Below are 14,771 nucleotides of genomic sequence, written 5' to 3'. Positions count from 1 at the left end.
TCAAAAGACTGATAGCCTATTTTCATAATGGGTGGTTTGTTTATGTTGTTTTCGCAAATTCAATTATAACACAAAACACCCATTTTTCATGCCTGTAAATTCTGAAATTTTTAGAATTTACAGGCATTTATTTTATGGAAGTCCCCAACAATAAGCATTGATGTTTTCGCTGCGGAACGAATAATCAGATAACCATCGGCTCTAGGAAGGTAGATTCAGTAATTTCATCCAACGAAGAAATACAGGTTGCATAATTCATGCAACGGAAACTTCTGAGATGGATGGGTTCAGAATCAACTCTGCGTATTGTTTCGGGCAGGTGGTTTCAGAAAGCCTTTATTTGAGTGAGCTCTCTTGTGGAGGCGATGGGAAAGATCGTCAAGCTGCAGCGGCAGAGCTCGTCAATGAATACGCAGGAGGAGGCAGGGGAAACTGTCAGCCAGAGCGGAAGACACTTCGCCCCTAGTCAGCAGGCTCTGAATGCAGCCGTCAACGCAGTCGAACTCGAGTCCCTAAAAAGCCTTGAAGTGCGCGAAAATACCGGATCCATCGGCCGAACTCCTGTCGGCCGCATGACCCGAATTTTCTGTCCTTGTCCCCCGCAAGAGGAGTCCCTTCAAGTTGCGCCTGCGCCAGATCAAAATAGCCGGCTTCAAAAGCTTTGCTGATCCGACCGTGATCGACATCCGCGACCCCTTCATCGTGATCGTGGGGCCGAATGGCTGCGGGAAGTCCAACATCATTGATGCGGTGCGCTGGGTTCTCGGCGAAGGCCGCGTGAGCGAACTGCGCGGGAAGGCCGCCTCCGAACTCATCTTTGCGGGCTCGACTGCGCGAAAACCCCTCGGACGCGCGAGCGTCGAGCTTGTGCTCGACAATTCAGACCATGCCGTGAAGGGCCCCTGGGGGCAGTATGAGGAGCTCTCCATCCGCCGCGTGGTGACGGGCGAGGGCCTTTCGGCCTACTACATCAACCATCAGCAGGTGAGAAGGCGCGACGTACAGGAAATCTTCCTCGGCACGGGTCTCGGCTCGAGAAGCTATGCGATCGTCTCGCAGCACATGATCGCTCGCTTTACGTCCGCGAAGCCTGAGGAGCTCAGAAACTACCTTGAGGAAGCCGCAGGCGTCTCGCTTTATAAGGAGCGCCGGAGGGAAACCGAATCGCATCTGAAGGAAACGCAGGAAAACCTCGAGCGTGCGGGGGATCTTCAGACCATGCGCGCCGAGGAAATTGAGCGCCTGAGAGGCGAGGCTGCAACTGCTGCCCGCTGGATTGAGCTCGACAAAAAGAAGACGGAATCGGAAGCCCTCTGGTATTTCCTTCAGTGCGAAGCCGCAAGAAATGAGGCTGATGCCGCGAAAGCGGATATCGTCCGCACGGAAAACGACATCGCGATGAAGCGCAGGGCGATTGAAGAGTGCGAAGGCGCTCAGGAAGCGCTCGTTGCCGACGAACGCCGGGCTGACGCTGAATACCAGCGGATCTCGAGCGACTTTCAGAATGCCGAAAAGGAGCTCGCCCGGCTTGAGGGCGAGATGAGCCGTCTCGTAGAGCGCCGCAGAAAAGCGGAGCACGATCGCGAGGAGGCTCAGAAGCAGATTGCGCAGAAGGAAGAAGCGCTCAAAAATCTCGAGCGCGACAACGAGGAGCGCTCGGGCAGGATTGAAATGCTCGAAGAGGATCTCGCTGAGTTCGAAGCAATGAACGAAGCGCGGCGGGAAGAGCTTGACCGCGCTGAAGAGGCTGAGCGCGCGGCGAGAGAAGCTTCTGAAGCCGCCGGCCGCGTCCTGGCCGACGCCCGAACGGAAGAGCGCCTCAAGGAGCTTGAGCTCTCGCGGGAAAAGGAGCGCGTGCGGGAACTCGAAGCCCGTCTGAAGCGCCTGGGCGACGAGGAAAAGAATGTCTCCCGGCCTGACCCCGAACGCCTCAAGGCGCTCACCGAAGAATTGAGCGGGCTTCAGGAGGAGTCTGAAGAGCTGGCCGCGATGCTCGAGGAAGCACTCGAGCGCGCCGAACTCTCGCGTGAACGCGCGGCAGAGCGAAGCGAATTCTATTTTTCGCGCCTCTCGGAGTTGAAGTCCCAGACCGCAAAGCTCCAGACGCTCGAGGAAGTCCAGAAGGAAGCCTTGAATGCCGACGCGCTTACGGAATGGCTTAAAAATGCCGGCATCGACGGACTTCCCGAGCTCGCGGACGCCATTGAAGTCCCCGACAACTTGATTACGGCGCTTGAAGCCGTGCTGGAGCACAGAACCCGGGCATTTCTGCTGAGGGATCTGCGCTCCGCCGCCGACTTCGCGCGCCGCCGTCCTCCGGCGCGTCTCTCCTTTGCTGCGCCCTCTCTCGCATCGGGAGGTGCAGAGAAAACCGGCGGCTGGGAGCTGGGAGGGAAGCCCGTGGAGCTTCTCAGGTCGAAAATCGAAACTGCGAATCCGGCGGCGCGCGCTGCGATCGATGCCTGGTGTTCGGGCGCTGCCCTTGCGCCCGATTTGGCTGGAGCGCTTCGCGAGCGCGAGAAGATTCCGGCAGGTCACTTTTTCGTGACGCCTCAGGGCGACATCGTGACGAATGCCACCGTGACCTTCTGGGCGGCGGAGGATCCAAGGCTGGCTCTCCTGTCGCGCGGTCGCGAGATCAGGGAATTGAAGGCTCGGATCGATGATTTCGAGCTTCAAGTGGCTGAGGCCGACGACGAGCGTCAGAAGGCATCCGGAGACGAAGCGCGCGCCCGCCGCGAAGCCGAGTCGCTCCAGGTAAAGAAAACTGAAACCGAGAGGCGCCTCTCAAAGCTCACGCTCGAGGAGCGCGATGCCCGTGCGGAGCTCGAAGCCGCTCAAAGGCGTGAAGCCGATCTCAAGCGCTCCCGCGAGGAGCTCGAAGCTGAATACGAGGAGGTTTCTGCGCGCGCGGAAACGGCGCTTCAGTTTGCCGAGGAGGCCGCGGAGAAGCTTGACGGCGCCGAGCGGGCTGCGGGCGAAGCCGCGGCCCGGCACGGGCGTACTCAGGACCGGCTGATTGAGATCCGGCGCGAGGAAGCGGAAAACATCCATCGCGCCGCCATGAAGAAGCTTGAAATCAGCCAGGCGCAGGAGGCTCTCAGGACGGCAGAGCGCCGCGGAACGGAAATTCAGAGCGACATCGAGCGGGAGAAGGCGCGCCTCGAAGAGGCGCAGCAGAGCCTTGCAGAGGACGATCAGAATGTTCTTGAAAAAGGTGCCGCGGAACTTCTCGAAAAGAGCGCTGAATTTGAGCGGGCTGCGGGCGACGCTCAGGGGCGGCTTCAGGAAGCGAAGCGCCGCACGGAGGAGAACCTGCGGCTAATGAAGACGCTCAATGCCGAGATTCTGCCGCTCACGGAAAAAGCGGGGCTCCTGCGCGGAACGGCGGAACAGAAGGCGACGCTCCTCGGCCAGCTTTCCTCGCGCCTCGATGAACTCGGCGTTGAAGTCGAAAAGCTTCGCCTCATCGCGATCGAGCGCGGCATGAAGGTGACGGCCGTCAGAAACGAAGTCTCGCGCCTCATGAACGAAATCGCGGCTTTGGGTCCTGTCAACCATGCGGCGCTCGCGCATCTCGAGGCTGCCGAGAACGCCTGGAAGCTCGCCGCCGCTCAGATGGACGATCTTGCGAAGGCGGTGGAGACCCTTGAAAACGCCATTCGCCGCATCGACATGGAAACGCGCGCTCGAATGAGGGAGACCTTTGAGAAGGTGAATGCCGGGTTCGACGAAACCTTCAGGCTTCTCTTCGGCGGCGGCGACGCCTCACTCCAAATCGTGGGCGACGAAATTCTGACGGCCGGCGTGGTGATGTCCGCGCATCCTCCGGGAAAGCGCAACTCCACGCTCAATCAGCTTTCGAGCGGTGAGCAAACGCTTACTGCGATTGCGCTCATTTTCGCAATGTTCAGGCTCAACCCCGCGCCGTTCTGCCTTCTTGACGAAGTGGACGGGCCGCTCGATGAAGCCAATCAGGGGCGTCTTGCGAGGCTCTGCATTGCGCTCTCCGAGGCGACGCAGTTCCTCGTCATCTCTCATCACCGCTTCACGATGGAGCATGCTTCCTCACTGATCGGCGTTACGATGAAGGAGCCCGGCGTGAGCCGAATCGTGAGCGTCGACGTGAAGGAAGCCGTTGAGATTGCAAAGGCGGATGCGGCGGCAAAGAAAAAGTCCGGCTGAGGATCGGTTTCCATTGCCGGATCCGGAGCTGTAGGGGAAAAATCTCCGGAATGGAGATCCCGAAGAGCAATGCGCGGGAAGCGCACGCGGCGTGCGCAAGGTTTGCAAGGCTTCTCATTAAGTTGAGGAACAATTTTTCTCCTCTCGAATATGCCTCCGATCGGTAGAATGATCTGCCAAGTGCCGCTCTCCCAAAACGGGCGGCGTGTTTCTTTTCTTCCCTCGGGCTCACGTCATGCAATCGCTTGAGATCCTGATACCCATCATTGTTATTGCCGTCATTCTGGTCGCCCTGATTTTCTGGCGATCCAAGCGCGAGGAAAAGCGCGCCCGGGAATCCGGCGGGAAGCTTCGCTCCGTGCAGACCGCGGACGCGCTTGCGGGGTCGGAACCGCGCGTGGAGCCTGATCTCATTGCTCGGGCGACGGAACGCGCGCGAAAGGCGGCGGATGGAGAGCTCAACGGCACCATCAAGGCCGATCCGACGCTGGGGCGGCTTCTCGATGAGAGCGAGATCCCGACCCCGACCGAAGAGCCTCCGATTTATGCGGAGCTTGAACGCGAGGAGGCTGAGGAAGCGAGGGCCGAGGAAGCGAAGAAGGAGAGTGCCGAGCAGTCTGCCGATCCGCGAAGCCGCGCCGTGCCGCCGGTGGATTCCGCCATCGAATGGATTCTCGACATTGCACCCGTCGACGGGATGCAGTTTGCGCTCGGCGGCGTGAAGAGCCTGAAGCTCGAGCTCGCGCGCCTGAATCTCCCGCTCCTCGTGCGCGTCTTCGCGCAGTCCTCGAAGGACGGGCTCTACTACGAGGCCGAGGAGCTCCACTTCCCGGCGCGTCACGTTGTCGCCTCCATGGTGCTTGCCAACCGGGCTGCGAAGCTCGATGAAGTGGGGGCATCGCGCTTTTATCAGGTGCTCGAGCAGTCGGCGGCGCAGAACAACGTCGTCATCCGCCGCGAGCTCGAACCCGGTCAGGCCGTGCTTCGTTCCGCAACGCTCAAGAACTTCATCAATTATTTCGATCGCAAGATCGAGGTCGTCATTGCTCCGATCGATCCGGAACAGCCCTTTGATCTTGAAGCGGTTTCGAAGGCGGCGCGCAAGGCTGGCTTTGAATCGTCGAGCGGCTGCTGGGAGCTGCGCTTTGATCCCGCAGAGCGCGACCCGGTGATCTCGCTTGCCTTCGGTCCTGAAGGCACGAATACGCTGGTTCTCACCTACGACCTGCCGCTCGGCAACCTCGCCCGCGGCGATCTGAAGCGCTACTTCGCGCTCGCTAACCACCTCGCGGCGGAACTGAAGAGCCGCTGGAGCGACTGCTCCAAACACCCCGTGGATGCGGGCGGCGCCATGCTGATTGCCGAACAGGCCGAGGCGCACGGGAAGCTCATGACGGAAAACGGCGTGGAGCCCGGATCAAACCGCGCGCGGCTTCTCTTCTCGCGCTGATTGAAGATTGCGAAGCGTCCGGCGGAGAGAATCCCCGGGCGCTCTTTTTTAAGATTTTTGCCTATCCATGACCTCTCTTTTTGACGAGACCGAAGAGGCGCCTCTTTCTGCGCCGAAGAAGACCCCGGCAGCTGCAAAAGCGCCGGTTCCGGCCCCGACCCCTGCAGATCCGCTTCCTTCCGACTCTGACCCCTTCGGCGCGAAGGCCGCAGCTGCCGCCGTGCCGCCCGAAAAAGCGCGCGAGCGCATGGCGGAGCTCGAGACGGAAATCGAACGCTGGAGCTACGAGTACTACGTTCTTGATGCGCCGAGCGTGCCCGACGCTGAGTACGACCGCGCCTGGAATGAACTCGCTGCGCTCGAAGCGCGCTTCCCGAAACTGAAGAGCCCGACGTCGCCGACGCTTCGCGTCGGGGGCGCCGTGCGCGAGGGCTTCAGGAAGGTTTCCCACAAGATTCCGATGCTCTCGATTCATACGGAAACGGACTTTTCGAGCGAAGGCGCGAAAGCCTTTGACGAGCGCGTTCGCCATGATCTCGGCCTCACGGAATCCGATCCTCCCGTTGAATACGACTGCGAACTGAAGTTCGACGGTCTCGCGCTCTCGCTTCGCTACGAGTCGGGCGTCTTCGTTTCGGCGGCCACCCGCGGCGACGGGGCCGTGGGCGAGGACGTCACCGAAAACGTCCGCACGATCCGCTCGATTCCCCTGAAGCTCACGGGGAAGTATCCTCAGGTGCTCGAAGTCCGCGGCGAATGCATCATGCATAAGAAGGACTTTGAGGCGCTCAATGCCCGTCAGGAAGCGGAAGGCGAAAAGCTTTTCGCCAATCCGCGAAACGCGGCTGCCGGGTCGCTGCGGCAGCTCGACAGCAGCATTACCGCGAAGCGCACGCTGCACTTTTACGCATATTCACTGGGCGAATGTTCCGAACATTTCGCGGACACCCAGAGCGCGGTGCTCGATCGCTTTGAATCCCTCGGGTTCCCGGTCGCCAAAATGCGCCGCGTCGTGAAGGGCGCGGAGGCGCTCGCCCAATTCCACGAGGACGTTCTCCGGATGCGCGGGGACCTTCCCTTTGAAATCGACGGCGTCGTCTATAAGGTCAACAGCCTTGAGCTCGAGGCCGAACTCGGCTTCATTGCGCGCGAACCCCGCTGGGCCTGCGCGCATAAGTACCCGCCTGAGGAAGCCCTCACGCAGGTGCTCGGGATCGACGTTCAGGTCGGCCGCACGGGACGCCTCACGCCCGTGGCGCGCTTGGCGCCCGTCTACGTCGGCGGCGTCACGGTTTCGAACGCGACGCTTCACAACGAGGACCACGTGACCGAGGAACTCGACCTGCGCGTCGGCGACACGGTGGTGGTTCGCCGTGCGGGCGACGTGATTCCGGAGATTCTTCGCGTCGTGAAGGAGCGTCGTCCGAAGGACGCAGTGCCCTTCCGCATGCCCGAGGTCTGCCCCGTCTGCGGGAGCGCCGTCATTCGGGACGAAGAGGAAAAGGACATGCGCTGCACCGGGGGACTTTTCTGTCCGGCGCAGATGAAGCTTTCGATCGTGCACTTTGCCTCCCGACGCGCTATGGGCATCGACGGGCTCGGCGAAAAGATCGTCGAGATGCTCGTTGACGAAAAGCTTGTGGCGACCCCGGCCGACATCTTTTCCTTGAAGGCTGAGGATCTGACGGCGCCCATTCAGGCTACGGTCGGGACAGCGAAACCTGTGAAGCGCATGGGGCCGAAGGCGGCGGAGAACCTTCTTGCAAGCATTGAGAAGGCCAAGTCGACGACGCTCGCGCGCTTCATCTTTGCGCTCGGCTGCCGCCATGTGGGCGAAGCCACGGCGCTTGCGCTTGCCAACCATTTCGGTACGCTCGACGCCCTTGAAACTGCTGAGGTCGACGCGCTCTTGGGCGTCCCCGATGTGGGCGAGGTGATTGCCGAAAGCATTCATGCGTTCTTCCGCGAACCTCACAACCGCACCGTCATTGAGGCGCTGATTCACGCTGGCGTTCACTGGCCGGCAGTGGAGAAGCGTTCAGGAGAAAGCCTCGTCGCCGGAAAGACCTTCGTTCTGACGGGAACGCTTCCGACCCTCACGCGCGACGAAGCAAAGGACCTTCTTACGGCCCAGGGCGCGCGCGTCTCGGGATCCGTCAGCCGCCGCACGGACTTCGTGGTGGCGGGTGCGGAAGCCGGGAGCAAGCTCGCAAAGGCGGAGGAACTCGGCATTCGCGTGATCGGCGAAGAGGAGCTCAGAAAGCTCCTCGACGGAACACCTCTTGAATAAAGAAGGAACCCAGCATGCTCGCACTCATTGGCGGAACCGGATTTGAAGAAGAAGGCATCATCACGGATGCCGAGGAAATTGAAATTGAAACTCCGTGGGGAAAGCCCGCGGCGCCCCTCGTGATCGGGAAGCTCGGCGGCGTGCCGCTCATATTCCTCAGGCGCCACGGCGTGAAGCATGAGTTTGCGCCCCACGTGATTCCCTACCGCGCCAACATCTGGGCGCTCAAAGCCGCGGGCGCCAAGGGCATCATTGCCGTCGGCACCGTGGGCGGCATCGGGGAGGCGCTTTCAGCGGGCACGCTGATGGTTCCCGACCAGATCCTCGACTACACCTGGGGGCGCGAACACACGTATTTCGACTCTCCGGAAGCCGGCGTGAAGCACATCGACTTCACGTACCCCTTCGACGAAGGGTTGTCCCAGGCGCTCATCCGCGCCGCCCGCAGAAGCGGACACGGCGTTGTTGAAGGCGGCGTCTACGCAACGACCCAGGGCCCGAGACTTGAGAGCGCAGCCGAAGTGCGCCGCTTTCAGCGGGACGGCGCCAATGTGATCGGCATGACGCTCTATCCCGAATGCGCGCTTGCCCGCGAGCTTGATCTCCCCTACGGGGCGCTTTGCGTGTCGGTGAATTCGGCGGCGGGTCTGAGAGAATCGCACCGCAAGATCGAATTCGAGTCGCTGAAGGAAATCGTCGACCGGGGCGTGCGCGCTGCAGTGGATGTGGTGCGCGAGGCGCTTCGCGCGAATGCGGCCGAATAAACACTCTTTGGATTCGCTGGAGGCGCCCGGAAGATGGTGAGAGAAGTTCTCCGCATGGGAGACGCGAGGCTCCTTGAGCATGCCCTTTCCGTAAGGGACTTTGGAAGCCCCCGGCTTCGCGCGCTCGTCGCCGACCTCTGGGACACTATGGCTGCGGACGGCGGCATCGGGATCGCGGCGCCCCAGATCGGCGTGAGCGAACGGGTGATCTGCTTCGGGCTCGAAGAGGGGGCGGGAGGCGCAAGGGCCGGCGTGCCGAGGACGGTGCTCATCAATCCGACGGTTGAGCTTCTGGGCGACGAAACCGAAGAGGGCTGGGAAGGCTGCCTCTCGCTTCCCGGGCTCAAAGGCATGGTGACGCGCGCGAAGCGCATCCGCTATACGGGCTATTCGCTTGAGGGCGAGCGCATTGAACGCGAGGCGGAGGGCTTTCATGCGCGCGTCGTGCAGCATGAGTTCGATCACCTCGAAGGCATTCTCTATCCCATGCGCGTCACCGACTGGACGAATTTCGGCTATACGGACGCACTTTTCCCGGAACAAAAAGGCTGAAGCGGCGCTTCAGGATGACGCTTCTTACGCCGTTCTTCCCGCAGAACAACTCTGCTAAGCTTTTTCCTTCGGAATGCCTCACTTAGGCCGGCCGCACGCTTCGTCCCATTTCGCGCAATGAAATTTTCCTTTCCCCGACTGACTTTTCTCCTCGCGCTGGCGCTTGGGGGCTCTCCCCTGGCGCCCGCTCAGGCTGATCCCGCGCCGGCGGATGCGCTTTCTGGAGCGTCCTTCAATCTCGCCGACGTGAGAAGCATGCAGTATCGGGATCTGGCGTCTGACGACGATGCCCGCGAGACGATCCAGGAGGAAGCGCGCCCGGGCGACTTTGTCTTTGCCTTTGAGGAAACGGGAAAGAACGAGGCGTACTTAAGGATCGTCCTGCCGCTCGCAGAGGCGCTTCGCATTGCGTTTCCGGAGCGCCGCGTGATTGTGCGCAGGATTCCCTCGCACGGCTTCGCGCAGACCGTGAAGGCGGAGCGCATTCCCTTCGTCATTTCCACCGCGGGCTCCATGGTTTCGCTGATTGACGATTCGGGCGCGATTCCGCTCGCCGTCAGGGAGCGGTCTCTCGGAGGCGACACCGCCGCGCAGGCGGCGGGCGGCCTCCTCATTGTCGACGCGAAACGCAAGGAATTGGGAAGCCTCGCGAGCCTGAAGGGCGCGAGAATCGCGGTGGAAAGCAGCCTCTCCTTCGGCCCCTGGCAGTGGCTCGCGGGCCGCCTTGTTTCCGAAGGAATCGATCCCAAAGGCTATTTCGCCTCTGCCGTCTGGCGCCCGCATGATGTTCCTGAAGTCTTCAACGCCGTGGCGACGGGCGGCGCCGACGCAGGTCTCGTTTCGCTCTGCACCTTTGAGACGCTCGTGGATACGGGCTTCATCGACAAGGATGCTTTCAGGCCGGCTGCCGTCCTCTCCGGGACTCCGGGCCCCTGCCGCTCGAGCACGCCCGTGCTCCCCGACTGGACGGTGGGGTACCTCCCGGCAGCCGAGAGCGGAGCTGTGAGAAGAGTGGCGGCAGTGGCCTTCAGCATGCCCGACCAGGAAGGCTGGCGCTGGGGCACGCGCGTCGATTTGTCTCAGGTGAGAAGCCTCCTGCAGGCGCTGCACTACGGGCCCTACGCCTATCTTGACGAGCAGACGGTTCTCGGCTTTGCAAAGCGCCACAGCGAACTTCTTCTCATGGTGCTCGCGGTCTTCCTCTTTGTCGCATTCCATGCGGTGCGCTCGCGCTACCTCGTGCGCGTCAGAACGCGCGACCTCGAGGCAGCGCTCGCGGAAAAGAACCGCATGGAGGAAGAGGCGAGAGTGTCGCGCGAGCGGCTTTCCGCAATCGAGCGCGTGGGACTGCTCTCCCAGATGAGCTCCATGTTTGCGCATGAACTGAAGCAGCCCTTGTCGTCCCTCTCGAACTACATCGGGGGTTTGAAGATCTGGAATTCAAGAAGGAACGCCTTGCCCGGCGACAAGGCGCTCGCCGAAGAGGCTTTGAGCGCCATGGCGGAGGAAACGGGCCGGATCACGGCGATCGTCAACCGCGTGCGCGGCTACGCGAGGCAGAGCACCGAGCCCCTGAAGCCCTGCGACTGGACGGCTGTCATTCGCCGCGCGATTCTGATTGTCGAGCGTCATGACGCGAGGCGCGTTCCGATTCTGACGGCGCCGGGCGGCTACCTGGCTGCGGACCAGGCAGACGACCGGGCGGCAATGGTGCTGGGCGACCCCCTTGAACTTGAACTCCTCGTCCTCAATCTAATACGCAATGCAGCCCATGCGGCAAGCGTGCGCCCGGACGGATTCGTGAGCGTGTCGCTCGCGAGAGAGGAAAAGAATTTTGTGCTCCATGTGACCGACAACGGGCCGAAGCTTTCCGAAGAAGGCTTTGCTCGGCTTACCGGATACGGCGACTCCGTGAAGCAGGAAGGATTAGGCATTGGCCTCTCCATCTGCCGGGGAATTGCCGACCGCCACGGCGGGGTGCTTCGCTTCTATCAGCTTCCGCATGAAGGCATCTGCGCCGAGGCGGTGATTGAGGCTCTGGATGAAGCTTCAGAACCCGGACGCCCGAAAGGAGAATAGTGATGACTGAGAATAAGGATGCCCTCGTTCGGATCGTCGACGACGATGCGGAACAATTGAAGAGCCTCGCCTTTCTGCTTCGCATGGGAGGCTTTGAGGTGATGACCTATCAGAGCGCGCAGGCCTTTCTCGAGATGGATGATCCGAGAAAGCCGGGCTGCCTGCTCCTTGACCACCGCATGCCCGGCATGACCGGAATGGAGCTTCAGGCGGAGCTCGTTGAACGCGGAAGCCTCCTCCCTGTCATTTTCCTTTCTGCGCACGGCGACATTCCGATGGCGATGCAGGCCGTGCACCGGGGCGCCATGGATTTTCTTGTGAAGCCCGCGGCTCCGGACGTGCTGATTGCCGCCGTTGAAAAAGCGGTGAAGAAGAGCTTTGAGGACCTCGCGGCCGACGCGGGCCAGGCGGATCTTGCCGAAAAAGCGGCGACCCTTACCGATCGCGAACTCGAAGTGGCGCGGCTTGTCGCAGAGGGGCTTCTCAACAAGCAGATCGGAGACAAGCTCGGGATTTCGCTTCCCACCGTGAAGCTCCATCGCGGCAATGCCGCAAAGAAGCTCGGCGTCCGTTCAGCCGTTGCAATGGCTAAAGCCCTGGAGGCGGCCGGGCTCCTTTCTGACGGAGGCCGGTGAGATGGCTTATTTCCGCCGCAGATCCGCGCTTCAGAGCCTGGGCTTCCTCGCGCTCTCCGGCCTTTGCCCGAAGATTCTCCGGGCGGCCCCCATTCCCGCAGAAGGTACCTGGGATGTGGTCGCGGTAGGTGCGGGCGCCGCGGGCTTTGCCGCTGCGATTGCAGCAAGGGAAGCGGGCGCGAGGAAGGTGCTTCTCATCGAAAAAATGGCGCTGGCGGGCGGCCACATGCTCGTGAGTTCCGGGATGCTCAATGCCCTCGACCCGGAAGGTCAGAAGCGCATGGGGAGAACGGACTCGGCCGAGCAGTTCTTCCGCGATACGTTTGAAGGCGGGGGCGGGATCGGGAATCCCGAACTCATCGAACGCATGGTGAAGGAGAGTCCCGGCATCATCGCGTGGCTGAAGTCGATCGGAGTGGAGTTCGACCCGAAGCTTTATGAAGCTTATTCCGGGGTATTTCCCCGGGCGCATAAAACCACGCGTGCGAGAAGCGGGCTCGCGTATACGCAGAAGCTTCTTGCCCGCGCCCGGGAGCTTGGGGTTGAGATTCGCTACCGCACGAGCGCTCAAAGCATCGCGCTCGATGCCGCGGGCCGGGTTGCAGGTCTCGTTGTGCAGACTTCCGACGGAAAAACGCAGACGCTTTCCGCACGGAGCGTGGTGCTCGCAACGGGCGGTTTCGGCGCCAATCTGTCTCTGCGCTCCATCTGGGCGCCCGATATTCCGGTTGATCTCGGCACCACTTACAGTCCGGGCCGCATGAATGAAGATCCGGCAACGGGCGACGGCATCCGGATGACGCTCTCCGCGGGAGGCGCGGTCACCGGCATGGAATACATTCTCGCCATTCCTTTCTGGGGCGGACGCATGCTCGACTATCCGGGTGCGGAGATCTTTCTTACGACGGACGGCATGCGCTTCACGGACGAAACGGCTGCCTGGGATACGGTGTTTTCCGATCTGATCGCAACCGGCGCCACCGAATTCTGGGTCGTTACCGACAGCAGAAGCGTGAAGGGCGCAACCTTTGCGACCAAGATGCAGCAGGGGCTCGCCGACAGCGCGGAAACGCTCGAAGAGCTCGCCCGCAAAATGGGCGTTCCTTTAAAGCGCCTTGAGCGCACCTTCAGGCTCTACAACGAAGCGGCAAGGAACGATATGGATCCGGAATTCGGCCGCACGCGGTTCCTGCAGGACCTCTCAAAGCCTCCGTACTACTTCGGCCGCGAGCGCTTTGAAGTGCACTACACCTGCGGCGGGATTGCCGTTCTCCCGGATGCCCGCGTGAGAAAAGGGAGCGAATTTTCGTCCGAGGCGATCCCGGGACTTTATGCGGCGGGCGAAACCACGGGGGGCCTTCACGGCAAATTCCGCTTGGGCGGAAGCGGCCTTCTCGACGCCTTCGTCTTCGGGCGCATTGCCGGGAAGAACGCCGCTCTGCATGCGCTTCGGGACCAGGCGAAGCCTCTCTGATCCTCCTACTTCTTTTTTCCTTTCCTAGTTCAAACATGTTTCTCGATCGACGCATCATCATTTTCGACCTTGACGGCACGCTTATCGACTCCCTCGGCGTCTGGAGCCAGGTTGACCAGGAGCTCCTGAAGCGTCTCACTGACGGCCGGGTGCAGATTTCCGAGGACGAGGCCGGGCACCTCAGAATGAGCGCCATGAAGAAGTACGGCGAAGGGTCGGATGCGTACCTCAAGTACATGGCGGACATGAAGGTCATGTACGGGCTTCCCGGAACGCCCGAGGAGATCCACCGCCAGCGCTACGAGCTCGCTCAGGAGTTTCTCCGGACGCGCGTCGACTATCGACCCGGGGCGCCGGCGGTGCTGAAGGCTCTCAAGCGCGCCGGGAAGACCCTCGCCATCGCCACTACAACGCGCCGCAGAAACATCGACACCTATTCAAAGGACAATCAGAACCTTCTGTCCCAGGCTCCTTTCTCCGACTATTTCGATCTCATCGTCACGCGCGACGACGTGGCGCACGTGAAGCCCGATCCGGAAGCTTTTTCGAAGATCCTCGACCACTTTTCCGCCCGCCCCAAAGAGTGCCTCATGGTGGAGGATGCGCTCCCGGGCATTCTGGGAGCGAGGGCTGCGGGCATTGATTCCGTCGTGATTGCGGAGCGCCACTCGGAGACGGCGGCGGATCTGCTTCGCAAGAATGCGCTCGCTTACTTCGAAAGTCATCAGGACATTCTGAAGGCAATTGAGGAAGAGTCGGATTTGGTACACAGGTGAGGAGCGGCAAGCAAGAGGAGAAACACTCAGGGACAGAGGGGATCTTGCCTGAACGCAAGAAACACTCAAAGCGGAGCTCCCCGGGTGCTTTTATTAACTGATTTTCAAGGAAAACAGAATTGCTACGAATAGAATCAAAAGTGAGCGGTGACATAGTCGTAGCGGCCGCCTGTCCCCCCTAGGTTCAAGCGAGCCCCTCGCGATTCTCGAGCCTCCTCCCGCGAGGATTCCGGCTCCCGGCCCGAGAGGTGCATTCTCCTCCGACTTCACCGCCTTTCCCGCAGAGGACGCCACATTTATCCCCCTCCAGTCGCCTCTGCGGGCTTTTTTGTGCGGTGTTTTGGGGCAAGCTGCTTCAGCAGCTGTTTCTCTATATGACGTCTGACTCTATTGATGCCTCTTTGCCGCTTGGCACCAGTGAATTTACAGCACTGCGCAGTGCCAATCAGATTTATATAGATATTAATATAGGCACAAAATAGTTGACAAGCGGCTACGGTTATGTTATAATTGATAAATGAGTTATGAAGATAAAACCACCACAACCCTCGACGGCCGCAAGGCCA

9 protein-coding genes are annotated in these 14,771 nt (G+C 61.0%); all 9 read left to right on the top strand.

From position 1 onward, the window contains the following. Positions 1 to 621 precede the first annotated feature (621 nt). Complete coding sequence (gene smc / locus GBM95_RS08265; protein ID WP_152158659.1) at positions 622 to 4,185, top strand: chromosome segregation protein SMC; 3,564 nt, start codon at positions 622 to 624, stop codon at positions 4,183 to 4,185. Between the two features lie 235 nt (positions 4,186 to 4,420). Next, positions 4,421 to 5,635 carry a hypothetical protein gene (locus GBM95_RS08260; protein ID WP_152158658.1) on the top strand — a complete coding sequence of 405 codons (1,215 nt, stop codon included), beginning with the start codon at positions 4,421 to 4,423 and terminating at the stop codon, positions 5,633 to 5,635. Between the two features lie 67 nt (positions 5,636 to 5,702). Next, the gene (gene ligA, locus GBM95_RS08255) at positions 5,703 to 7,925 is read left to right on the top strand and encodes an NAD-dependent DNA ligase LigA (protein ID WP_152158657.1); all 2,223 of its coding nucleotides are present in this window, start codon (positions 5,703 to 5,705) and stop codon (positions 7,923 to 7,925) included. 14 nt (positions 7,926 to 7,939) lie between these two features. Next, on the top strand, positions 7,940 to 8,689 hold the full coding sequence (locus GBM95_RS08250) for an S-methyl-5'-thioinosine phosphorylase (protein ID WP_152158656.1): 750 nt from the start codon (positions 7,940 to 7,942) through the stop codon (positions 8,687 to 8,689). Between the two features lie 33 nt (positions 8,690 to 8,722). Beyond that, entirely contained in the window at positions 8,723 to 9,241 is a 519-nt protein-coding gene (gene def / locus GBM95_RS08245) for a peptide deformylase (protein WP_152158655.1), read from the top strand. A 117-nt stretch (positions 9,242 to 9,358) separates the two neighbouring features. Then, positions 9,359 to 11,320, top strand: coding sequence for a PhnD/SsuA/transferrin family substrate-binding protein (locus tag GBM95_RS08240; RefSeq protein WP_152158654.1), 1,962 nt, complete (start codon positions 9,359 to 9,361; stop codon positions 11,318 to 11,320). A gap of 2 nt (positions 11,321 to 11,322) precedes the next feature. Beyond that, positions 11,323 to 11,955 (top strand): response regulator transcription factor, encoded by a 633-nt coding sequence (locus GBM95_RS08235; protein ID WP_152158653.1) that lies wholly within the window; start codon positions 11,323 to 11,325, stop codon positions 11,953 to 11,955. A gap of 1 nt (position 11,956) precedes the next feature. Continuing rightward, positions 11,957 to 13,429, top strand: coding sequence for an FAD-dependent oxidoreductase (locus GBM95_RS08230; protein ID WP_152158652.1), 1,473 nt, complete (start codon positions 11,957 to 11,959; stop codon positions 13,427 to 13,429). Between the two features lie 35 nt (positions 13,430 to 13,464). Continuing rightward, positions 13,465 to 14,205: an HAD family hydrolase gene (locus tag GBM95_RS08225; protein WP_152158651.1), complete on the top strand. Its 741-nt coding sequence runs from the start codon at positions 13,465 to 13,467 to the stop codon at positions 14,203 to 14,205. Positions 14,206 to 14,771 lie beyond the last annotated feature (566 nt).

It is taken from the genome of Sutterella seckii (assembly GCF_009183815.1).
GTDB classification, from domain to species: Bacteria; Pseudomonadota; Gammaproteobacteria; order Burkholderiales; family Burkholderiaceae_F; genus Sutterella; species Sutterella seckii.
This window is presented reverse-complemented; position numbering and strand designations above follow the sequence as displayed.

Excerpts from the sequence above, each read along its gene's own strand:
- ligA (WP_152158657.1), top strand. The coding sequence starts at position 5,703 with ATGACCTCTCTTTTTGACGAGACCGAAGAGGCGCCTCTTTCTGCGCCG.
- GBM95_RS08235 (WP_152158653.1), top strand. The coding sequence starts at position 11,323 with ATGACTGAGAATAAGGATGCCCTCGTTCGGATCGTCGACGACGATGCG.
- GBM95_RS08240 (WP_152158654.1), top strand. The coding sequence starts at position 9,359 with ATGAAATTTTCCTTTCCCCGACTGACTTTTCTCCTCGCGCTGGCGCTT.
- GBM95_RS08225 (WP_152158651.1), top strand. The coding sequence starts at position 13,465 with ATGTTTCTCGATCGACGCATCATCATTTTCGACCTTGACGGCACGCTT.
- GBM95_RS08230 (WP_152158652.1), top strand. The coding sequence starts at position 11,957 with ATGGCTTATTTCCGCCGCAGATCCGCGCTTCAGAGCCTGGGCTTCCTC.
- GBM95_RS08250 (WP_152158656.1), top strand. The coding sequence starts at position 7,940 with ATGCTCGCACTCATTGGCGGAACCGGATTTGAAGAAGAAGGCATCATC.
- GBM95_RS08260 (WP_152158658.1), top strand. The coding sequence starts at position 4,421 with ATGCAATCGCTTGAGATCCTGATACCCATCATTGTTATTGCCGTCATT.
- def (WP_152158655.1), top strand. The coding sequence starts at position 8,723 with ATGGTGAGAGAAGTTCTCCGCATGGGAGACGCGAGGCTCCTTGAGCAT.